This window comes from Azospirillum sp. B2RO_4, from assembly GCF_051124815.1.
GTDB lineage: Bacteria > Pseudomonadota > Alphaproteobacteria > Azospirillales > Azospirillaceae > Azospirillum.
Window position 1 is genome coordinate 707550 of record NZ_CP118486.1, and the last position, 19733, is coordinate 727282.

The 19733-nt window shown below is 66.4% G+C and carries 20 protein-coding genes and 1 pseudogene; 12 read left to right on the forward strand and 9 right to left on the reverse strand.

The annotated features are described in order from the left end of the window. Window positions 1-2: 2 nt before the first annotated feature. The 8 genes from PWS46_RS17180 to deoC all read right to left on the reverse strand — a co-directional run bounded on the left by PWS46_RS17180 (window position 3) and on the right by deoC (window position 9290). Window positions 3-1655, reverse strand: a complete 1653-nt coding sequence (locus PWS46_RS17180) for an FGGY-family carbohydrate kinase (protein WP_434620735.1) — start codon at window positions 1653-1655, stop codon at window positions 3-5. 84 nt (window positions 1656-1739) lie between these two features. Beyond that, complete coding sequence (gene rbsK, locus PWS46_RS17185; protein ID WP_434620738.1) at window positions 1740-2663, reverse strand: ribokinase; 924 nt, start codon at window positions 2661-2663, stop codon at window positions 1740-1742. Window positions 2664-2678: 15 nt separating this feature from the next. Beyond that, a complete protein-coding gene (locus PWS46_RS17190) occupies window positions 2679-3764 on the reverse strand; it encodes an aldose 1-epimerase family protein (RefSeq protein WP_434620741.1) in 1086 nt (361 codons plus the stop codon). Window positions 3765-3802: 38 nt separating this feature from the next. Further along, window positions 3803-4795 carry an ABC transporter permease gene (locus PWS46_RS17195; RefSeq protein ID WP_434620744.1) on the reverse strand — a complete coding sequence of 331 codons (993 nt, stop codon included), beginning with the start codon at window positions 4793-4795 and terminating at the stop codon, window positions 3803-3805. Between the two features lie 12 nt (window positions 4796-4807). After that, window positions 4808-5785 (reverse strand): ABC transporter permease, encoded by a 978-nt coding sequence (locus tag PWS46_RS17200; protein ID WP_434620747.1) that lies wholly within the window; start codon window positions 5783-5785, stop codon window positions 4808-4810. 12 nt (window positions 5786-5797) lie between these two features. After that, window positions 5798-7300 (reverse strand): sugar ABC transporter ATP-binding protein, encoded by a 1503-nt coding sequence (locus PWS46_RS17205; protein ID WP_434620750.1) that lies wholly within the window; start codon window positions 7298-7300, stop codon window positions 5798-5800. Window positions 7301-7385: 85 nt separating this feature from the next. After that, the gene (locus tag PWS46_RS17210; protein WP_434620753.1) at window positions 7386-8432 is read right to left on the reverse strand and encodes an autoinducer 2 ABC transporter substrate-binding protein; all 1047 of its coding nucleotides are present in this window, start codon (window positions 8430-8432) and stop codon (window positions 7386-7388) included. Window positions 8433-8618: 186 nt separating this feature from the next. Then, window positions 8619-9290, reverse strand: a complete 672-nt coding sequence (gene deoC / locus PWS46_RS17215) for a deoxyribose-phosphate aldolase (protein ID WP_434620756.1) — start codon at window positions 9288-9290, stop codon at window positions 8619-8621. Window positions 9291-9564: 274 nt separating this feature from the next. Between deoC and PWS46_RS17220 the strand changes: the two genes are divergently transcribed. From PWS46_RS17220 to PWS46_RS17245, 6 genes and pseudogenes are all read left to right on the forward strand, one after another. Then, window positions 9565-10332: a DeoR family transcriptional regulator gene (locus PWS46_RS17220; protein ID WP_434620758.1), complete on the forward strand. Its 768-nt coding sequence runs from the start codon at window positions 9565-9567 to the stop codon at window positions 10330-10332. A gap of 102 nt (window positions 10333-10434) precedes the next feature. Next, window positions 10435-10680 (forward strand): hypothetical protein, encoded by a 246-nt coding sequence (locus tag PWS46_RS17225; protein ID WP_434620761.1) that lies wholly within the window; start codon window positions 10435-10437, stop codon window positions 10678-10680. After that, window positions 10677-11156, forward strand: a complete 480-nt coding sequence (locus PWS46_RS17230) for a hypothetical protein (protein WP_434620764.1) — start codon at window positions 10677-10679, stop codon at window positions 11154-11156. The genes PWS46_RS17225 and PWS46_RS17230 overlap by 4 nt, the downstream gene beginning before the upstream one ends. Window positions 11157-11264: 108 nt before the next feature. Next, a pseudogene (locus PWS46_RS17235) lies at window positions 11265-11363 on the forward strand (hypothetical protein); the annotation flags it as partial. Window positions 11364-12177: 814 nt separating this feature from the next. Next, entirely contained in the window at window positions 12178-12615 is a 438-nt protein-coding gene (locus PWS46_RS17240; protein WP_434620766.1) for a hypothetical protein, read from the forward strand. Then, the gene (locus PWS46_RS17245) at window positions 12569-12910 is read left to right on the forward strand and encodes a hypothetical protein (RefSeq protein ID WP_434620769.1); all 342 of its coding nucleotides are present in this window, start codon (window positions 12569-12571) and stop codon (window positions 12908-12910) included. The genes PWS46_RS17240 and PWS46_RS17245 overlap by 47 nt, the downstream gene beginning before the upstream one ends. A 20-nt stretch (window positions 12911-12930) precedes the next feature. Here the strand turns inward: PWS46_RS17245 and PWS46_RS17250 are convergent, their stop codons facing one another. Then, window positions 12931-13896 (reverse strand): LysR family transcriptional regulator, encoded by a 966-nt coding sequence (locus PWS46_RS17250; protein WP_434620771.1) that lies wholly within the window; start codon window positions 13894-13896, stop codon window positions 12931-12933. 110 nt (window positions 13897-14006) lie between these two features. On the opposite strand from PWS46_RS17250, the gene PWS46_RS17255 reads away from it, so the two are divergent. The 6 genes from PWS46_RS17255 to PWS46_RS17280 are packed head-to-tail and all read left to right on the forward strand — an operon-like array spanning window position 14007 to window position 19652. Then, window positions 14007-15503: a form I ribulose bisphosphate carboxylase large subunit gene (locus tag PWS46_RS17255; protein ID WP_434620774.1), complete on the forward strand. Its 1497-nt coding sequence runs from the start codon at window positions 14007-14009 to the stop codon at window positions 15501-15503. Window positions 15504-15518: 15 nt separating this feature from the next. Beyond that, a complete protein-coding gene (locus PWS46_RS17260) occupies window positions 15519-15959 on the forward strand; it encodes a ribulose bisphosphate carboxylase small subunit (RefSeq protein WP_434620777.1) in 441 nt (146 codons plus the stop codon). Further along, window positions 15949-16671: a ribulose-phosphate 3-epimerase gene (rpe, locus tag PWS46_RS17265; RefSeq protein ID WP_434620780.1), complete on the forward strand. Its 723-nt coding sequence runs from the start codon at window positions 15949-15951 to the stop codon at window positions 16669-16671. The genes PWS46_RS17260 and rpe overlap by 11 nt, the downstream gene beginning before the upstream one ends. Further along, window positions 16668-17588, forward strand: coding sequence for a CbbX protein (gene cbbX / locus PWS46_RS17270; RefSeq protein ID WP_434620783.1), 921 nt, complete (start codon window positions 16668-16670; stop codon window positions 17586-17588). The genes rpe and cbbX overlap by 4 nt, the downstream gene beginning before the upstream one ends. 46 nt (window positions 17589-17634) lie before the next feature. After that, window positions 17635-18762 (forward strand): class 1 fructose-bisphosphatase, encoded by a 1128-nt coding sequence (locus PWS46_RS17275; RefSeq protein ID WP_434620786.1) that lies wholly within the window; start codon window positions 17635-17637, stop codon window positions 18760-18762. Window positions 18763-18776: 14 nt separating this feature from the next. Continuing rightward, window positions 18777-19652, forward strand: a complete 876-nt coding sequence (locus PWS46_RS17280; protein ID WP_434620789.1) for a phosphoribulokinase — start codon at window positions 18777-18779, stop codon at window positions 19650-19652. Window positions 19653-19733 lie beyond the last annotated feature (81 nt).

Consider the following 19733-nt stretch of genomic DNA (forward strand, 5'->3'; position numbering starts at 1 on the left):
GTCTAGCCGGCCGTCTCCATCCCCATCTCCATCAGGGCCCGGTATGCCATCTGGTCCTCGTGCATCCGCAGGAACACGGCGTATTTGGCGTCGTGATAGTCCCGCATCCGCCCCTCCGCCGGGCGGATGCTGCGGCCGGCGCGGCTCATCCCGGCCATGCCGGCGGCTATGTCGGTGAAGGCTCCCGCCGCCACCGCCCCCAGCACGGCGGCCCCCAGCAGCACGGCTTCCGGCTCCTCCGGCAGGACCAGGGTGCAGCCGGTGGCGTCGGCATGCGCCTCCAGGAACACCGGATTCTTGGTGCCGCCGCCGCAGGCCAGGATGGTGTCGATGGCATAGCCCCGCTCGTTCATCGCCGCCACGATGTGCCGGGTGCCGTATGCCACCGCCTGCACCGTCGCCAGATAGAGCAGCGCCAGATCCTCCAGCCCGTCCGACAGCCGAAGCCCGCTGATGCCTCCCCGCAGGCCGGCATCCGCCCGCGGCGAGCGGTTGCCGTGGAAGTCGGGCAGCACATGCAGGTCGCGCGTCAGCATCGCCACCGGCCCGCCGCTGCGCTCCGCCAGTGCCGCCAGCTCCTCGTTCAGCAGCTGGTAGACCGTGGTCCCGCGCCGCTGGGCCTCAAGGGCAAGCTCGCCATGGCGGGGATGGCCCTGCACCACATGGTCGATCAGTGCCCCGGTCGCCGACTGCCCGCCCTCGTTCAGCCAAAGCCCCGGCAGCATGGCCGAATGATAGGGGCCCCAGACGCCGGGAATGAAGCGCGGCGCGGCCGGACTCATCACCATATGGCAGCTCGACGTGCCGCCGATCAGCGCCAGCCGCCGGTCGAAATCGACGCCGTCCGACGCCTCCAGCGGCACGCCGATCACCCCGATCCCGCCGGCATGGGCGTCGATCAGCGAGGTGCCGACCGCGATGCCCGGCGTCAGCCCAAGCTCGCGCGCCGCCTCGGCGCTCAGCCCCCCGGCGATGGCGCTGCCGACCTCGCCGACATCGGTGCCGATGCGGGCATGCCCCTCATCGACCAGATCGCCCAGCCCGATGGCGCGGAGATAGCCGTCGTCCCACCGCCCCTCATGCCCCAGATAGGTCCACTTGCACACCAGGGAGCACAGCGACCGCCGCGTCGCCCCGGTCGCCCGCCAGGTCAGGAAATCCGGCAGGTCGAAGAAATGTGCGGCCCGGCTCCAGCTTTGCGGAAGAGTCTCCTTCAGCCACAGCAGCTTGGGCGTCTGCATCTCCGGCGACAGCCGCCCGCCGACATAGCGCAGAACCTCGTGCCCGCCGGCATTGATGCGGTCGGTCTGCCCGATGGCGCGGTGGTCCATCCAGACGATGACGTTGCGGGCATCGTCGCCCTCCGGATCGACCGTCACCGGCCGCCCGGCGGCGTCCAGCACCACCAGAGAGCAGGTGGCGTCGAAACCGATGCCGACCACCTCCGGCTTTCGGTCGCAACCGTCAAGCGCCTCGCGCACCGCAGCGCAGACCGCGGTCCAGATGTCGTCGGAGGACTGCTCCGCCCATTCCGGATCGGGCTTCCACATCCGGATCGGGCGGGATGCGGCGGCCAGCCGGCGCCCGGCAAGGTCGAAGATGCCGGCGCGGGCGCTGCCGGTCCCCACATCCACCCCGATCACGGCGCGCGTCATGGCATGTCCTCCGTCCGACGCTTGGAGTGCGATCGCTTCAGACGGAATCGTCTGAAGCGTGAATCGCACGGAAAATCAAAAAAGCTAAAGGCTGGCGCAGAACGCCTCGAACGCCTCGCGGCTGGAATAGGATTTCTGGGTACCCGGCCGGGTGATGCTGTCGGCGGCATAGCGCACCGCCATGTGCAGCGCCGCGTCCAGGTCGCGGTTCTCCACATAATAGCGCGCGAAGCTGCCGATGAAGGCATCGCCGGCCCCGGTGGTGTCGACCGGCGTCACCCGCACCGGCTCGACCCGCCGCGTCTCCTCGCCCTTCGTCACCAGCAGCGCCCCCCGGGCGCCCAGCGTGACGATGACCGTGCGGATGCCGCGCTCGATCAGCGACTTCGCCGCCGTCTCGGCCTCAGCCTCCGACGTCACCAGCAGTCCGGAGATGGTCGCCAGCTCCGTCTGGTTCGGCACCAGGAAAGTCACCTGCCCGATCCGCTTCGGGTCGAGGTCGGCGGGGGCGGGGGCCGGGTTCAGCAGGGTTTCGATGCCGTGCCGGGCGCCGAACTCGATGGTGTGGTAGATCGTCTCCAGCGGGACTTCCAACTGCATGACGATCAGGTCACAGCCCTTCAGATCCTCCGCCGCGCGGTCGACGTCGGCCGGCGACAGCAGCGCGTTGGCACCCTTGATGATCAGGATGCTGTTCTCGCCCGACGGCTCGACGAAGATCGGCGCGACGCCGCTGGAGGTGCCGGGCATCCGCTCGACATAGCGGGTGTCGATGCCGGACTCCTCGAAGTTGCGGATGGTGTTGTCGGCGAAGATGTCGTCGCCGACCTTGGTGACCATCATCACCTCGGCCCCCAACCGGGCAGCGGCGATGGCCTGGTTGGCGCCCTTGCCGCCGCAACCCATCTCGAAGCGCGGCGCCTCGATGGTCTCGCCGGGGCCGGGCATGCGGGCGGTGTAGGTGATCAGGTCGACCATGTTGCTGCCGACCACGGCGATCTTGCCCATCTTCTGCAACTCCTCTTACAACGCCCGAATGGCGCATTCCTCGGCTTCGGCCTCGTCGGCGGTCAGATAGCCCAGCCGCACGGAAAAGCGTCGGGTCTCCCCGCCCGCCAGCGTCTGGACATTGCCCTTCATCGCCTCCGCACTGTATCCCTCCGGCTCGCAGGTGGAGGGCAGGGCGAAGGCGCAGACCTTCTGGTCGCTGTTCACCAGCACCCAGCGCACCGTCTTGGGGAACTCCCGCGTGCTGTAGGCGATGTGGAAGGCGTCGCCCTCACGTCGCCGCATCATCACGGCGGTGCCGCCCTCCTCGTCGGTACGCAGGCCGCGGATGTAGAAGACCTGCTCCGGATCGTAGCGCTCGGGCTCGTCCAGCACCTCCATCACCGCGGGATCGCGGGCAAGGTCGGACAGCAGCGCGTCATAGGCCGGGCTGCGCGGCACATGGGCCGGCACCACCGTGCGCACCGCCGTCGCCTCCGGCGTGAAGGGGGCCGGCTGGACGATGCGAGCGCCCTCGGCGAAGGCGAAATTGACGTGGCACATGTACATCAGGTCCATCGCCGCGCCCGACAGGTTTTCCACCTCCATCCGGATGTCGAACAGGGCGGCGCCTGGGCGCAGAACCACGCGCGGGCGGGCGGCATAATGGGCGCCGAAGCCCATCACATATTCCCGCCGGCCGGTGACGGCCATGTAGGAGCCTTCGTCATCTTCCCCCACCTCCAGCCCGGCGGCATCCATCGGCGCGCAGGGCATCTCGCCATGCAGAAGGTGGCTGTCCTGCGGACCGGGGCAGCCGTTGCGCAGCAGCCCGGAATGGAAGGCGAAGCAGCCATAGGTGCCGACGATCTCGGTCGCCGGTCGCGGCATGTCGAACATGTTCGCCATGGTCAGGTCGACCCCGTCGAACACGGCATCCCACACCATCTGGCCGTAATAGGGCAGCACCACCAGATACCCGCGCCGGTTGGACAGCCGCACCGCCTCGATCCCGCTGTCATAGCGGAACAGGCTGGCGGTCATGCCGTGCGCCTCGGCGATCAGGCGCTCCGCTTCGCCGAAGAAGCTTTTGCGGAAATGGATGGCGGTTCGGACGCTCATGTGATGTCCTCCCTAAGGGAAGCCTGTTTGGCAGCCGTCTAGCGGGTGCGGCTCTTGTAGGCGTTGATTGCGATGACCAGCAGCAGGAACGCGCCCCAGATGAAGTCGATCAGGTGGTTGGAGAAGCGCAGGATCTGGAAGCCGCTCGACAGCAGCATCAGCGCCACCACCGCGATGGTGATGCCCAGCACCGTGCCCCGGCCGCCGGCCGGGTTGGTCCCGCCCAGCACCGCGATCAACACCGCCTGCAGCAGGTAGGAGGTTCCATAATCCGACTTCGCCGCGTTGGTCCGTCCCGACAGGATGATTCCGGCGACCGATGCCAGCACGCCGGTCAGCATGTAGCTGTACAGCACCATCCGCTCCCGCTTCAGCCCGGCGAACAGCGCCGCCTTCGGGTTGGTGCCGATCAGCATCAGGTTGATGCCCAGCGCGGTGCGGCTCAGCAGGAAGGCGATCAGGACCGCGATCACGGCGAACAGCACGAAGGGCGTCGCCAGCCCCAGGATCTTGCCGTTGCCCAGGAAGGCCCAGGCGGTGGGAAAGCCGACGATGGCCGGCCCGCCGGTCAGAACGATGGCAAGCCCGGTGAAGACCTGTCCAGTGCCCAGCGTCGCCAGGATCGGCGTGATGCCCAGGCGGGTGATGAGCAGCCCGTTGACGGTTCCCGCCACCAGCCCGGTTCCGAGTGCGATGACCACCCCCAACAGGACGGTCATGACGCCGGTGTCGGCGATGCCGGCGGCGCCCGCCATCTTGTGGAACAGCACGCCGGCCAGGATGCCCGACAGGTTGGCTACCCCCACCACCGACAGGTCGATGCCGCCGGTCAGCATGGCGATCATCATCGCGATGGAGAGCAGGCCAAGCTCCGGGAAGATGTAGGTGAGGGACTCGAAGTTGTAATAGCGCAGGAATTTGTCGGGGCTGAGCGCCGTCATCACGACGAAGATCAGTACCGTCATCACCAGTAGCTGGACGATGTTGTTGTCGCGGTTGACCAGACTGCGGATGTTCATTTGTGCCTTCATGCTCCCGCCTCCTCAGGCCGTCCGGCGATGGTCGCGCCAGGCCGACAGGGCGGTCGCGACGATGACGATCGACCCCACGACGACAAGCTGCCAGGTGGTGTCCACTCTCATGATGATCAGGCTGTTCTTGACCATCACCAGCATGAAGACGCCGAGCATGGTGCCGAGAACGCTGCCCCGGCCGCCGAAGATCGACGCCCCGCCCAGCACCACCGCGGCGATCACGTCCAGTTCCAGCCCGACGAAGTCGCGCGGGTTGGCCAGCCAGATCATGCCGCTTTGCAAAAGCCCGGCAAAGCCGGCCAGCGCGCCGGCGGCGCAATAGATGAAGAAGATGGTCTTGCGCAGGTCGAATCCGGCCCGCCGAGCCGCTTCCGGATCGCCGCCCAGCGCGTAGGCGCTGCGGCCGATCATGGTGTAGCGCAGTACCAGATGGATGAGGATCGCCAGCCCCAGATAGATCAGCACCATCGCAGTCAGGCCATAGGTGGTGCCGTCGGCTTTGGTCACGCTGACCACCTCGGTGCGGGCGAAGTCGATCAGCGCGGTCGGCATCTTGTTGATGTTGATCATGCTGGTGCCGACCACGCCCAGCAGGAAGCCGCGCACCATGGCGCTGGTGCCCAGCGTCACGATCAGCGGGATCATGCGGAATTTATAGACGAAAAAGCCGTTCACCGCGCCGAACAGCAACCCCATGAGGGTGGCGGCCAGCAGAGGCAGGACGACGCCGTTGTATCCCAGCGCCAGCATGCCCTTGATCGTCAGATACATGGCGGCGACGGCGAAGGCCGGGAACGACACGTCGATGCCGCCCGAAATCAGCACCAGCAGCACGCCCATCGCCATGATGCCGATGATGACGTTGCTGCGCATCAGGCTGAACAGATTGTCCAGTTGCCAGAAGGCAGGGTTGATCGTGCCGATGAGGACCATGGCGAGCAGCAGGATGCCCGCGATGACCGTTTCCGACCGGCGGAGCAGGGCCATCGGTTCCTCCCCTCAGGTAAAGGTCTTGAGCCGGTCGCTGACCGTCTCTTCGGTGACGTCGGCGGCGGGCAGATCGTCGATGAAGCGCCCGCGATGCATCAGCACGATGCGGTTGCAGTTCTGCACCAGCTCCAGCACGTCGTCGGAGATCATCAGGACGGCGAGGCCGTGATGCTGCGCCAGCTCCCGGATCTTGGCGTGGATTTCCGCCTTCGATCCGACGTCGACGCCGACGGTCGGGCCGTTCAGGATCAGCACACGGGCGTCGGTCAGCAGCCAGCGGGCCAGCACCACGCGCTGCTGGTTGCCGCCCGACAGCTGCATCACCGGCTTCTCGGCGGTGGGTGTGGCGATCTGCATGGCGCGGACCATGCCCTGCGTCATCTCCTCCGCCCGCTCGCGGTCGATCACCAGATTTGGCGCCAGCCGCTCATAGGAGGTGGCGAGCATGTTGCGCTTGATGCTCTGCGGCAGGAACAACCCTTCGCTCAGCCGGTCCTCCGGCACATAGGCGATGCCGGCGGCGATGGCCTCCTGGGTCGTGCGCAGCCGCGCCGGCTTCCCATCGATCAGGATTTCACCCCGGTGGTTCGGGACCATGCCGAACAGCGCCAGCGCCAGTTCGGTGCGGCCGGACCCCAGCAGGCCCGACAGCCCGACGATCTCACCCGGCCGGATGGCGAGGTTCAGCCCTTCGCATTTGCCGGGGACGGTCAGGTCGCGGATTTCCAGCCGTGGCGGCACCGGCGTGCCGGGGGGTGGGGTCCAGACATAGGGTTCGTTGAGGATGTCGCCGCCGGTCATGTGGCGGGTGATCAGCGCCTCGTCGAAGTCGCCGGTCGGTCCCTCCGCCACCTTGCGGCCGTTGCGGATGACGGTGATGCGCTCGCTGATCTCCAGCATTTCGCGCATCTTGTGGCTGACGAACAGAATGGCGATGCCGCGCGCCTGGATGTCGCGGACGATGCGGAACAGCGTCTCGACCTCCTTGCGGGTCAGGGCGGTGGTTGGCTCGTCCATGATGATCAGGCGGGCGTCGGACATCAGCGCGCGGGCGATGGCGACCAGCTGCTTGCCGGCGGTCGGCAGCGAGGCGACCTCCGCATCCAGGTCGAGTTCGACTCCCAGCCGGTCGACCGCCTCGCGGGCGATGGCGCGGGTGCGCCGCCAGTTCATCAGGCGCCGCTTCTCGCCCAGATGGACGTTCATCGCCAGATTCTCGGCGACGGTCAGGTTCCCGAAAAGCGAGAAGTCCTGGTAGATGACCTGAACGCCATGGGCGATGGCGTCGATCGGCGTCATGCCGGTCACCGGCTTGCCGTCGATCAGGATTTCACCACCGTCCGGCTGATAGACGCCGGACATGATCTTGATGACGGTGGATTTGCCCGACCCGTTCTCTCCGGCCAGACAATGGATCTCGCCCGGCCTGATGACCAGCGACATGGTGTCCAGCGCGACGACGCCGGAAAACACCTTCCGGATGTTCCGGAGTTCGATGAAACCGTCTGACATGACGTCCGCCCGGCGGTTCGAGGAAAGGATGAAGACGCGGGCGCCGGCAGCCGTTGCCGGCCGTCGGCGCCCGCCCTCCGGGTCGTCAGAAATTGTAGGCGTCCATGTTGTCCTTGGTAACGCCGACCCAGCCCTGGCCGTAGAGCAGGTTCGGCTTCGCGCCCTTCGGGGTGGTCAGATCGGTGTAGCCGGGCAGGCCGAGGTTCAGACCAGCCTTGATCTGGTCCTTCTTGCCGTCCAGCGCCATCACCGCCAGCATGTTCATGGCATAGCCGGCGACGGCCGGATCCCAGAACTGGATGTACTGGATGTCGCCCTGGGCCAGATACTGGCCGGCCACCGACACCAGACCCGTGCCGGAGAAGGACAGCTTGCCCTTCAGCCCGCGCTCGGCGATCAGACGGCCGGCACCGGCCGAGGTCGGCATCGGACCACCGATGATGCCCTTCAGGTCCGGATAGGTGGTGAGGACTTCCTTCAGCTTGTTGTAGTCGGTGTTGGCGTCGTCATAGGTCTCCAGACGGTTGGTAGCCATCTGCATCTTCGGGAAATGTTCCTTCTGATAGGCGATGGCGCCGTCGATCCACTCGTTCTGCGACTTGGACGTCAGGCTGCCGACCGTGCAGACATATTTGCCCTCGCCACCCATCGCCTTGCCCAGCACTTCCATCAGCTTGGCGCCATAGGCGAAGTTGTCGAAGGCTTCCAGCACATAGTCGGCGTTCTGGATATTCGAGGCCTCGTGCGCGATCACCACGATGCCGCGGTCGCGCGCCTTCTTCAACACCGGCTCCACCGCCTCGACGGAGAAGGGGACGATGGTGATGGCGTCCACGCCCTGAGCGATCAGGTTCTCCACCAGTTGGACCTGCGCCGCCGCATCTGCCTGGCTCGGCCCGACCATCCAGGTGTCGTGCCCGGTGTCCGCGGCGAACTGCTTCACGCCTTCGCGCATGCGGTCGAACCAGGCGATGCCGTCGACCTTCACCACGGTGGCGATGGTGTATTTCTTCTTGGTGGCGTCGGACTTCAGCGTCTTGACGGCATCCGGGGTCGGGACGGGATCGGCGGCCATCGCCGGTCCGGCGACCAGCGATGCGGCGACGATGAGCGAAGACAGCAACTTCTTCATGTTGGCGTGACTCCCATGAGAGGCGATTCGCGCAGTACGGCGGAGACGGAAATCCGCAACCCACCGTCGGCACCGGGGTGTTTGCCACCCCTTCCGCGTTCCGTTTTTCGTGATGTCGTGCCGGGTGGGACGGACGGAACTCCCGCCCGACCGGCACGCTGTGCGGCGTGCGCGCCGCCGGCGGGGTCAGCCGCCGACGATGGTCACGCTGGCGCTGGCGCCGATACGCGAGGCACCGGCCGCGATCATGCGGCGGGCATCCTCGGTGGTCCGCACGCCGCCCGACGCCTTGACGCCCATGCCATCGCCGACGGTCCGGCGCATCAGCGCCACATCCTCGACGGTGGCGCCGCCGCCGGCGAAGCCGGTGGAGGTCTTGACGAAATCGGCCCCGGCCTCCTGCGACAGACGGCAGGCCAGCACCTTCTCCTCGTTGCTGAGCAGGCAGGTTTCGATGATGACCTTCAGCAGGGCGTCGCCGCAGGCCCGCTTGACCGCCGCGATGTCGTCGCGCACCTCCGCCGTGCGGCCGGCTTTCAGCATGCCGATGGGGATCACCATGTCGACCTCGCGGGCGCCGTGGCGCACCACCCATTCCGCCTCGTCCGCCTTGATCGTCGTGGGGTCGGCGCCGAAGGGGAAGCAGATGACGGCGCAGGGCGCCACCGGCGATCCGGCCAGCCGTTCGGTCACCAGCGGAATGAAGATGGGGTTGACGCAGACCGCCTTGAAGACGTGTGCGCGGGCTTCGTCGCACAGCCGCTCGACATCCGCCGGCTGCGCGTCCGGGCGCAAAATGGTGTGGTCGATGAACGGAGCCAGACCGGCCGGTTCGGCCGGAACGCTGGGCATGGGCATCTTGGTCCTCCCGGGGAGCCCCTTGTTTCTTGGGGTCTCTCCACTTTGTCGCCGGATTGCCGACACCGCTTCGGTGTTCATCGCGATGTTAACATCCTAACATTTTCTGAAAGGATAGTTCCACGCAGTCGCGCGCTGTGTCAAGATGAATGCATGCCATTGTGAACCTGGCCACGGCGATCCCGCTTACTGGCTTGCGCCATTGGGATTAACCCGTCTGGATTGTATGGTGCGGCCGCGCGCAGGATGGGCGGAAACGGTGCGGGATGCGGACATGTCGATGAGAAGGGCCGAGCGTCTGAACCGGTTGCAGTCCGCGCTGGATGCCGGCGGCTATCTTCGGCTGAAGGATGCGGCCCAACTGCTGGGCGTTTCCGAAATGACGGTGCGACGTGACATCGCGTCCTGCGGCGGCCGGTTCGCCTATCTGGGCGGCTACATCGCCGGCGGGCTGGAGAGCGCCGGCGGCATGGGCTACATCCTGGACCGCGAGCGCGATGCCCATATCGAGATGAAGCGGGCGGCCTGCGAGGCGGCGGCCACCCTGTTGAAGCCGGGCGAGACGGTGTTCATCGATTGCGGAACCACCACCACCCATCTGGCCAGCCGCATCCCGGCCGACAGCCAGATCACCGTGGTCTGCTACGCAATGAATATAGCGGAGATCGTTTGCAAGAAGCCGGGCGTGCGCGTGGTCATGTTGGGCGGGCTCTATCACGCCTCCTCGGCCTCCTTTTCCAGTCCGGAGTCGCTGGAGATGCTGCGCGGCATCGGCATCAACACCGCCTTCATCTCAGCCGGCGGCGTGCATGAGTCGCTGGGGATCAGCTGCTCCAACTTCCACGAGGTCGAGATCAAACAGACCGCCATCGCCAACGCCGTGACCAAGGCGCTGGTGGTCGACAGCAGCAAGTTCGATCAGGTCAAGCCGGCCTTCTTCGCCAAACTCAACGGCTTCGACGTCCTGTGCTGCGACCGCAGTCTCGACCCTTTACGGGCGGAGCGGCTGGCGGCGGCCGGCGTGCGGATCGTTCAGGCCTGACTCCATCCGGATCGAGACGCCGATAAAATTTGATACCGTTGGCGAGCCAATCCGTGGCTGGCGAGTCCTCCCGTCGACGGAAGCCATGCGACGGCGAAGCGGATGCGAACGGCCGACGGAATCATCACCCTGGTTCAGGAAGGCCGCTTTCAACTGGTCAGCGACCAGGGGATCGCGAAGCTGTTCATGCTTGCGCACAGCGCGCCAATCGAACCGCAGGACCTGCCGGCGCTGGTCGGCTCCCAGGCGCGGGTTACCGTCACCTATGACGAACCGCCCGACCTGATCGCCGCCGTGGTCCACGACATCCGCTACGCCGCCGAACCCGCAGGGGAGAGCCGCCGATGAAGCCGCGCCAGCCGAGACCGAACAAGCCTGTCCTGCGCGGTACGATCGCCGACCGTGCCCGCGATTTCCTGGCCGAATGGTCGTTGCCGCGCCAGATGCGCGGGGAAAGCCCCTTCACCGATGTGGCCAAAAGCCGGATGACGGAAACCCTCCGTCCGCGCCTGGAAGAGGCGGACACCGTCGGTACCAACATCTGTCCCTACTGCGCGGTCGGTTGCGCGCAGCTGATCTACGCCAAGGAAGGCCGGGTCATCCATGGGGAGGGCGATCCGCGCAGCCCGATCAACCAGGGCACCAAAAAGACCCGCGACGAGACCTTCGTCGAAAAGCTCCCCGACGGCACCGCCGTCAACCACACGCTGGGCATCGCCTCGCTGGGTGGGGCGACGCTGGACAATGAGGAAAACTACCTCATCAAGAAGCTGTTCTCTGGCGGATTGGGGATGGTCTGGGTCGAAAACCAAGCCAGAGTCTGACACTCCTCCTCGGTGCCCAGTTTGGGCGCCTCCTTCGGCCGAGGGGCGGCCACCATGCCCCAGTGGGATCTTGCCAATTCCGACGCCATCCTGGTGATGGGGTCGAACATGGCGGAAAACCACCCGATCGCCTTCCGCTTTGCTCTGCAGGCGAAGGAGAAGGGTGCCGCGCTGTTCCATGCGGATCCCTGCTTCACCCGCACGTCGGCGCTGGTCGACACCTATGCGCCGGTGCGCGCCGGGACCGACATCGCGTTCCTGGGCGGGATTATCCGCCATATCCTGGAGAACAACCTGTGGTTCAAGGAATACACCCTGAACTACACCAACATCGCCACCATCATCAAGGACGACTTCCAGGATGCCAGCCAGAACGACGGCAAGTTCTCCGGCTGGAGCGACAAGAAGAAATCCTACGAGTACGAAAGCTGGCAATATAAGGAAGAGTTCGTGCCATCCTCGCTGGCGGAGCATTTCGTCAACACGACGGAATCCTTCTCCGACATGACGAAGCGCATGAAGCAGGGTCCGACGCCGAAGGACGAGACCCTGCAGGATCCCCGCTGCGTCTACCAGATCCTGAAACGCCACTTCTCCGCCTACATACCGGAGATGGTGGAGCGCGTGACAGGCTGCCCGAAGGAGACCTTCCTGGCGGTGGCGGACGGCTTCTGCCGCGCCTCCGGGCCGGAGCGCACCGAAATGCACGCTGTGCTACGACCGGCTGAAGGGCGGGCTGGAGTCGGCCTGCGCCAAATCCTGCCCGACCGACAGCATCCAGTTCGGCGAACTGCCCGATCTGGTGGAGCGGGCGCGAGAGCGGGTGGAGGACCTGCACGGGAAAGGCGCCACCGACGCCTATCTCTACGGCGCGCCGGGCGAGCCGGGGGCGACCGGCGATCTTCGCCATCTGAACGCTTTCTTCCTGCTGACCGACCGGCCGGAAACCTTTGGCCTGCCGACCGCACCGACCCGCGCCTCTAACCGGGTGGCGCCGGCGCTGGGCACCGAGCTCGGCACCATGGCCGACCTGTTTGGCGGGCCGGGGATGGAGCAGACCGCGCGCAACGCCCGCCATGTCGCGATGATCGGGGCGACGCTGGGGCCGATGCTGCTGATCGGCGACCTGCACACGCCCAGCGGCTGGTACAACATGCTGCGCATCTTCCGGCGAACCTCGCCGATGTCGATCGGCAGCTACATCCTGTTCAGCTTCGGCGCCTTCAGTGCGGTGACGGCCGCCGCCGACTGGATGGGCATGAAGCGGGTGGCGCGGATGGCGCAGGTGCCGGCGGCAACCGCTCCGCCGACCGTCCGACCGACTATTTCCACTTTGCCCAGATGCCGTCCAGCACCCTCAACGAACGCAAGCGCGCTCCACTGCCGAACGGTCAGGCGCGGAGGAGACTGCCATGAGCACCGCCGGCGAACCCCGTCCCTCCGGCAATCATTGCGCTGACGCGCTGTCGGTGCTCGACAGCCTGCTGGCCCGGCCGGTGGAGGATCTGCCGCCCGATCAGGTCTACAACACGCTGGTGGAGGCCTCTCGCTGTCTGGTGAAGCTGCGCGACAGCTTGATCGCCCGCAAGCGCTCCGGCGAGGCCGGGGTGGCGGCGACGCTGGAGCATGTCAACACGGCTCTGAGCGTCACCGATGGCGCGGAGTTCCCCCTCGTCGGCATCCGCCGCAAGCAGGTGGAGTCGACTCTCGACCAGTTGCGGACACTGTTGGAGGACGTCGAGAGCAGGACGTGACGGACGGTGCGCCGAACCGCTCAGCGGAAGGCGCCGAGGGCGAGCGCCCGGTGGCTGGCCTGGATGCTGTCGATGATCGCCTGCCCGCGTTCCAGCAAATAACTGCGCAATTGCGCATGCACCGGCAGCAGCGGCAGGCTGCGGCGGTGGGCGATGTACCAGGACCGCATCAAGGGCAGTCCTTCGACCTTCAATTCCCGCAGCATGCCCAGTGCAAGTTCAAGGTCCACCGTATGGCGGGACAGCAGGGCGACGCCGATGCCGGCCATGACCGCCTGCTTGATCGTCTCGTTGCTGCTGGAGGTCATGACGATGCGGGGAGTGAAGCCGCGGCCGGTGAAGTAGGCGTCGGTCAGCGCCCGCGTGCCGGCGCCTTCCTCCCGTGCGATGAAACCACTGTCGGCCAGATCGGACAGGCGCAGGTTCGGGGCGTCCGCCAGCGGGTGGGTTGGCGCGCAGATGATGATGCTGGGATGGCGCGCGAAGGGCTCGGCCAGCAACTCCTCCCCGTCCAGCGGGCGGCCCATGATGGCGAGGTCGACCTCGCCCTTGGCGACCATCGCGTTCACCTCCCGTCGGTTGCCGTCCTGAAGATGGATCGACACACCCGGCCGCTCCGCCTGGAAACGGGAGACCATGTGCGGGGCGATGTATTTGGCGGTGCTGACCAGCCCGATGGTGACGTTGCCGCCGGTCACCCCCTTCAGCGCCTGCATCTGCCGGTCGGCGTTGTCCAGCGCCTGGAGGATCAGCGTCGCGTGTTCCAGCAGGTCGTGCCCGGCCTCCGTCAGCACGACGCGCCGGCCCACCCGCTCGAACAGCGGGAAGCCGCAATGACCCTCCACCTGCTTGACCTGGAACGAGACCGCGCCGGGGGTCAGGCCGAACTGCTCCGCCACCCGGGCGAATGACAGGCTGCGGGCGGCTGCGGTGAAGATCTGGAGCTGTCGCAGGGTGGCGTGCTGGATGGTCATCGGCCGGCCCATTCATCAGGAATCCCTAGCCATAGTGTGCTGTATATTTGAATTTTCCTCAACAGTACGTGCGGCTAACATTTTCATCGAACGAACCCAACGCCACCGGCGAGGTGAAGACGATGAATTATGTATCGACAACGCTCCCCAGCAGCCAGGAGGCCAGCAACGGAGTCGTCAGCGACCCGAAGGCCCGCTATCGGCCCGGCGTGCTGAAATACCGGCAGATGGGCTACTGGGAACCGGATTACGAACCGAAGGACACCGACGTGCTCGCCGTCTTCCGCATCACGCCGCAGGCCGGCGTCGACCCGGAGGAAGCGGCGGCGGCGGTCGCCGGCGAAAGCTCCACCGCCACCTGGACCGTGGTGTGGACCGACCGCCTGACCGACTGCGAGCGCTACCGCGCCAAGGCCTTCCGCGTCGATCCGGTGCCCGGCACGCCGGGGCAGTATTTCGCCTACATCGCCTATGAACTCGACCTGTTCGAAGAAGGGTCGATCGCCAACCTCACCGCGTCGATCATCGGCAATGTCTTCGGCTTCAAGCCCTTGAAAGGGTTGCGGCTGGAGGACATGCGGATCCCAATCGCCTATCTGAAGACCTTCCAGGGACCGGCGACCGGAATCGTGGTGGAGCGCGAGCGGCTGAACAATTTCGGCCGGCCGCTGCTGGGCGCCACCATGAAGCCGAAACTGGGCCTGTCGGGCCGCAACTATGGCCGCGTGGTGTACGAGGCGCTGAAGGGCGGGCTCGACTTCACCAAGGACGACGAGAACATCAACTCGCAGCCCTTCATGCATTGGCGCGACCGCTTCCTCTATTGCATGGAGGGGGTGAACCGCGCCACCGCCGAGACCGGGGAGGTCAAGGGGACCTACCTGAACGTCACCGCCGCCACCATGGAGGACATGTACGAGCGGGCCGAGTTCGCCAAGGAGTTGGGCAGCGTCATCATCATGATCGATCTGGTGATCGGCTACACCGCCATCCAGTCGATGGCGAAATGGGCGCGGCGCAACGACATGATCCTGCACCTGCACCGCGCCGGCCATTCCACCTACACCCGGCAGAAGAGCCACGGCGTGTCCTTCCGCGTCATCGCCAAGTGGATGCGCATGGCCGGCGTCGACCACATCCATGCCGGCACCGTCGTCGGCAAGCTGGAGGGCGATCCCAACGTCATCCGCGGCATCTACGACACTTGCCGCGAAACCCACGTTCCGCAGAACCTGCAGCACGGCATCTTCTTCGACCAGCCCTGGGCCGGACTGAAACGGATGATGCCGGTGGCGTCCGGCGGCATCCATGCCGGGCAGATGCACCAGCTGCTCACCTATCTGGGCGAGGACGTGATCCTGCAGTTCGGCGGCGGCACCATCGGCCACCCGGACGGCATCCAGGCCGGCGCCACCGCCAACCGCGTGGCGCTGGAGACGATGGTCAAAGCCCGCAACGAGGGGCGCGACATCTGGAACGAGGGGCCGGAAATCCTGCGCGACGCCGCCCGCTGGTGCGCACCGCTGCGCGCGGCGCTCGACACCTGGAAGGACGTCACCTTCGACTATGCCTCCACCGACAGCGTCGACTACGTCCCCACCCCCACCGCGGCGATGTGAGAAGGAGAGTTTCCCATGCGACTCACACAGGGCCAATTCTCCTTCCTGCCGGACCTGACGGACGAGGAGATCACGAAACAGGTGCAATACGCCCTCGACCAGGGCTGGGCGGTGGCGGTGGAGTTCACCGACGATCCGCACCCTCGCAACAGCTATTGGACGATGTGGGGCAACCCCATGTTCGACCTGCGCGATGCCAAGGGCGTAATGATGGAGATCGACGCCTGCCGCACCGCCCATCCCGACCAGTATGTGAAGGTGCTCGCCTTCGACAGCTCGCACGGCTTCGAGACGGTGCGCATGTCCTACCTGGTCAACCGTCCGGCGGTGGAACCCGGTTTCGAGCTGCTGCGCGCGGAAGGGCCGGGGCGGCGCATCGGTTACACGGTGCGCAGCTACGCCACCGGCCGCCCGCCCGGCGAGCGCTACGGCGGGGAGTCCCGTCATGGAGCGTGAGCTGGGACATGGATACCTCCTCGCTCCGTCGATCCTGTCCGCCGACTTCGCCCGCCTGGGCGAAGAGGTGGAGCGGGTGGTGGAGGCCGGCTGCGAGGTCGTCCATGTCGACGTGATGGACAACCATTACGTCCCCAACCTGACCATCGGCCCGCTGGTCTGCGCCGCCATCCGTCCGCGCACCAGGGCGATCATCGACGTCCACCTGATGGTGCGCCCGGTCGATGCGCTGGTGCCGCTGTTCGCCAAGGCCGGCGCCGACATCGTCAGCTTCCACCCCGAGGCGTCCGACCACCCAGACCGCACCCTGGCGCTGATCCGCGAGCAGGGCTGCCGCGCCGGGCTGGCTCTGAACCCGGCCACGCCTCTGGCGCATCTGGACCATGTGATGGACAGGCTGGATTTGATCCTCGTCATGTCGGTCAATCCCGGCTTCGGCGGCCAGTCCTTCATCCCCTCCGCCTTCGAGAAGATCGTTGAGATCCGCCGCCGCATCGACCGCCACCGCGAGCGCACCGGCCACCAAATCCGGCTGGAGGTGGATGGCGGCATCAAGCCGGACAACATCCGCGCCGTCGCCGATGCCGGAGCCGATGTCTTCGTTGCCGGCTCGGCGATCTTCGGGGCGGCGGACGCCGACGGCGGCTATCGCGGCGTGGTGGGGCGCATGCGCGCCGCATTGATGACCGAACCGGAATGGAGAGCGGCATGAGCGAGGAGGCCGACCTTCTCGACCTGGAGGCCCGTGACCGCCCGGCCGATGCCCCTTCCGTCGATCTCGATGCGCTGTACCGTGACTCGGGCATCGGCGAGATGCTGGCGGGGATGGACCGGGAACTGGTCGGACTGACGCCGGTGAAGACCCGCATCCGCGAGATCGCCGCCCTGCTGCTGGTGGAACGGGCACGGCGCAGCATCGGCCTGCGGGCGGAGCCGCCGTCGCTGCACATGTGCTTCACCGGCAATCCCGGCACCGGCAAGACCACGGTGGCGCGGCGCATGGCCGGGCTTCTCCATGGATTGGGCTACATCCGCCGCGACCATGTGGTCAGCGTCACCCGCGACGATCTGGTCGGCCAGTATATCGGCCACACGGCTCCCAAGACGAAGGAGGTGCTGAAGCGCGCCATGGGCGGCGTGCTCTTCATCGACGAGGCTTATTACCTCTACCGGCCGGAGAACGAGCGCGATTACGGCCAGGAGGCCATCGAGATCCTGCTCCAGGTGATGGAGGACAACCGCGACGACCTCGTGGTGATCCTCGCCGGCTACCGCGACCGCATGGACATCTTCTTCCGCTCCAACCCCGGCATGGCGTCGCGCATCGCCCACCATGTCGATTTCCCCGACTACGAAGCGGATGAACTGCTGGAGATCGCTCGGCTGATGACGGCGGGCATGCAGTACCGCTTCGCGCCGGAGGCGGAGCGGGCGATGGGCGATTACATCCGCCGCCGCATGGCGCAGCCGCGCTTCGCCAACGCCCGCTCCATCCGCAATGCGCTCGACCGAGCCCGCCTGCGTCAGGCCAACCGCCTGTTCGAGGCGCGAGGCACCGCCATCGCCGCCGCCGACCTGCTGACCATCGCCGAGGAGGACATCCGCCAAAGCCGCGTCTTCATACAATAGGCGGGCAAAAAGGCCGGCCGCACAAAACACGAGAGAGGGGGAACCGATGCCGCACCGCCACACGACCTTCAGCAAATTCATCATCGAGGACCAGCGCCGCCGCGGCGGGGCCGACACCGACCTGACCGCGCTGCTCAACGATGTGCAGACCGCGTGCAAGTTCATCGCCAGCGCCGCCGCCCGTGGATCGCTGGCGCCGTCCGCCGGTCAGCCGGCCACCGCCCATATTGCCGCCCCGGCTCCGGAACCCGGCGTCAACGTCCACGGCGAGACGCAGAAGCCGCTGGACCTGATCGCCAACGAGATCATGCTGCGCACCTGCGAGTATGGCGGCAAGCTCTGCGGCATGGCGTCGGAGGAGATGGAGGAGCCCTACCGCATCCCCCGCGAATATCCGCGCGGCCGCTATCTGCTGGCCTTCGATCCTCTGGACGGTTCGTCGAACGTGGACGTCAACCTGACGGTCGGCACCATCTTCTCCATTCTCAAGGCGCCCGATGGCGTGGACGAGCCGGAGGTGGAGCATTTCCTGCAGCCCGGCACCCAGCAGGTCGCGGCGGGCTTCGCCCTCTACGGCCCGGCCGACATGATCATCGCCACCTTCGGCGAGGGTGTGCATGGCTTCACGCTGGATCGGGAGATCGGCGCCTATACCCTGACCCATCCCGACATGCGCATTCCCGACAATGTCTGCGAATTCGCCATCAACAGTTCCAACGCCCGCTTCTGGGAGCCGCCGGTACGCCAGTATGTCGAGGAATGCATCAAGGGCAGCTCCGGCCCGCGCGAGGCGGATTTCAACATGCGCTGGATCGCGTCGCTGGTGGCGGAGGTCTACCGCATCCTAATCCGCGGCGGCGTCTTCCTCTATCCGCGCGACGTCCGCCCCACCCACAAGCCGGGACGGCTGCGCCTTCTCTACGAGGCGAACCCCATCGCCATGCTGGTGGAACAGGCGGGTGGGGCGGCCAGCACCGGGCGGCAGCGCATCCTCGACATCAAGCCGATGGCCCTGCACCAGCGCGTGCCGGTGATCCTGGGATCGAAGGCGGAGGTGGAAAGGCTGGTCGCCTATCACGCCGCTTACGACCGGGGGGAGGAGCTGTCCTTCCACGCACCGCTGTTCGGCAGCCGGTCGCTGTTTCTGGCGTCCGAGTCCGCGGCGCTCGGCTGAGGAAGGAACACACCATGTCGATCCGTCATCCGATCATCGTCGTCACCGGCTCCTCCGGCGCCGGGACCACCACCGTCACCCGCACCTTCCAGCAGATCTTCCGGCGGGAGGGCGTTTCCGCCGCCATCGTCGAGGGAGACAGCTTCCACCGCTACGACCGGCGGGAGATGCGCGCCAAGGTCGCCGAGGCGCAGGAGGAGCCCCATTCGACCTTCAGCCATTTCGGCCCCGATGCCAACCTGTTCGAGGAGCTGGACGACCTGTTCCGCAGCTATGGCGAGACCGGCGGCGGCCGGACCCGCAAATACCTGCATGACGAGAAGGAGGCCGAACCCTATGGCCAGGAGCCCGGCACCTTCACGCCTTGGGAGGAGATCGAACCCGGCACCGACCTGCTGTTCTACGAGGGCTTGCATGGCTGCGTCCGCACCGACCGCGTCGACCTCGCCCGCCATGCCGACCTGAAGATCGGCGTGGTCCCCATCGTCAACCTCGAATGGATCCAGAAGATCCACCGCGACCGCAACATGCGCGGCTATTCGGAAGAGGCCATCGTCGACACCATCCTGCGGCGCATGCCCGACTACGTGAAATACATCTGTCCGCAGTTCAGCTGTACCGACGTGAATTTCCAGCGTGTGCCGACAGTGGACACCAGCAATCCCTTCGTCGCCCGCGACATCCCGACGTCTGACGAGAGCATGCTGGTCATCCGCTTCACCCGGCCGAAGGGCATCGACTTCCCCTATCTGCTGTCGATGCTGAAGGACAGCTTCATGACCCGGCCCAACACCATCGTCTGTCCGGGCGACAAGATGGCACTGGCGATGCAGCTGATCTTCACGCCGATGATCTGGCAACTCGCCGACCGCAAGAAGAAGGCGTTCTGAGCAGCGCCGGAAAGCCGATACGGGGGAGGACACCAACCATGAATGCGTCGATAACCGCGGACCAAGAGGTCCGCGAACAGG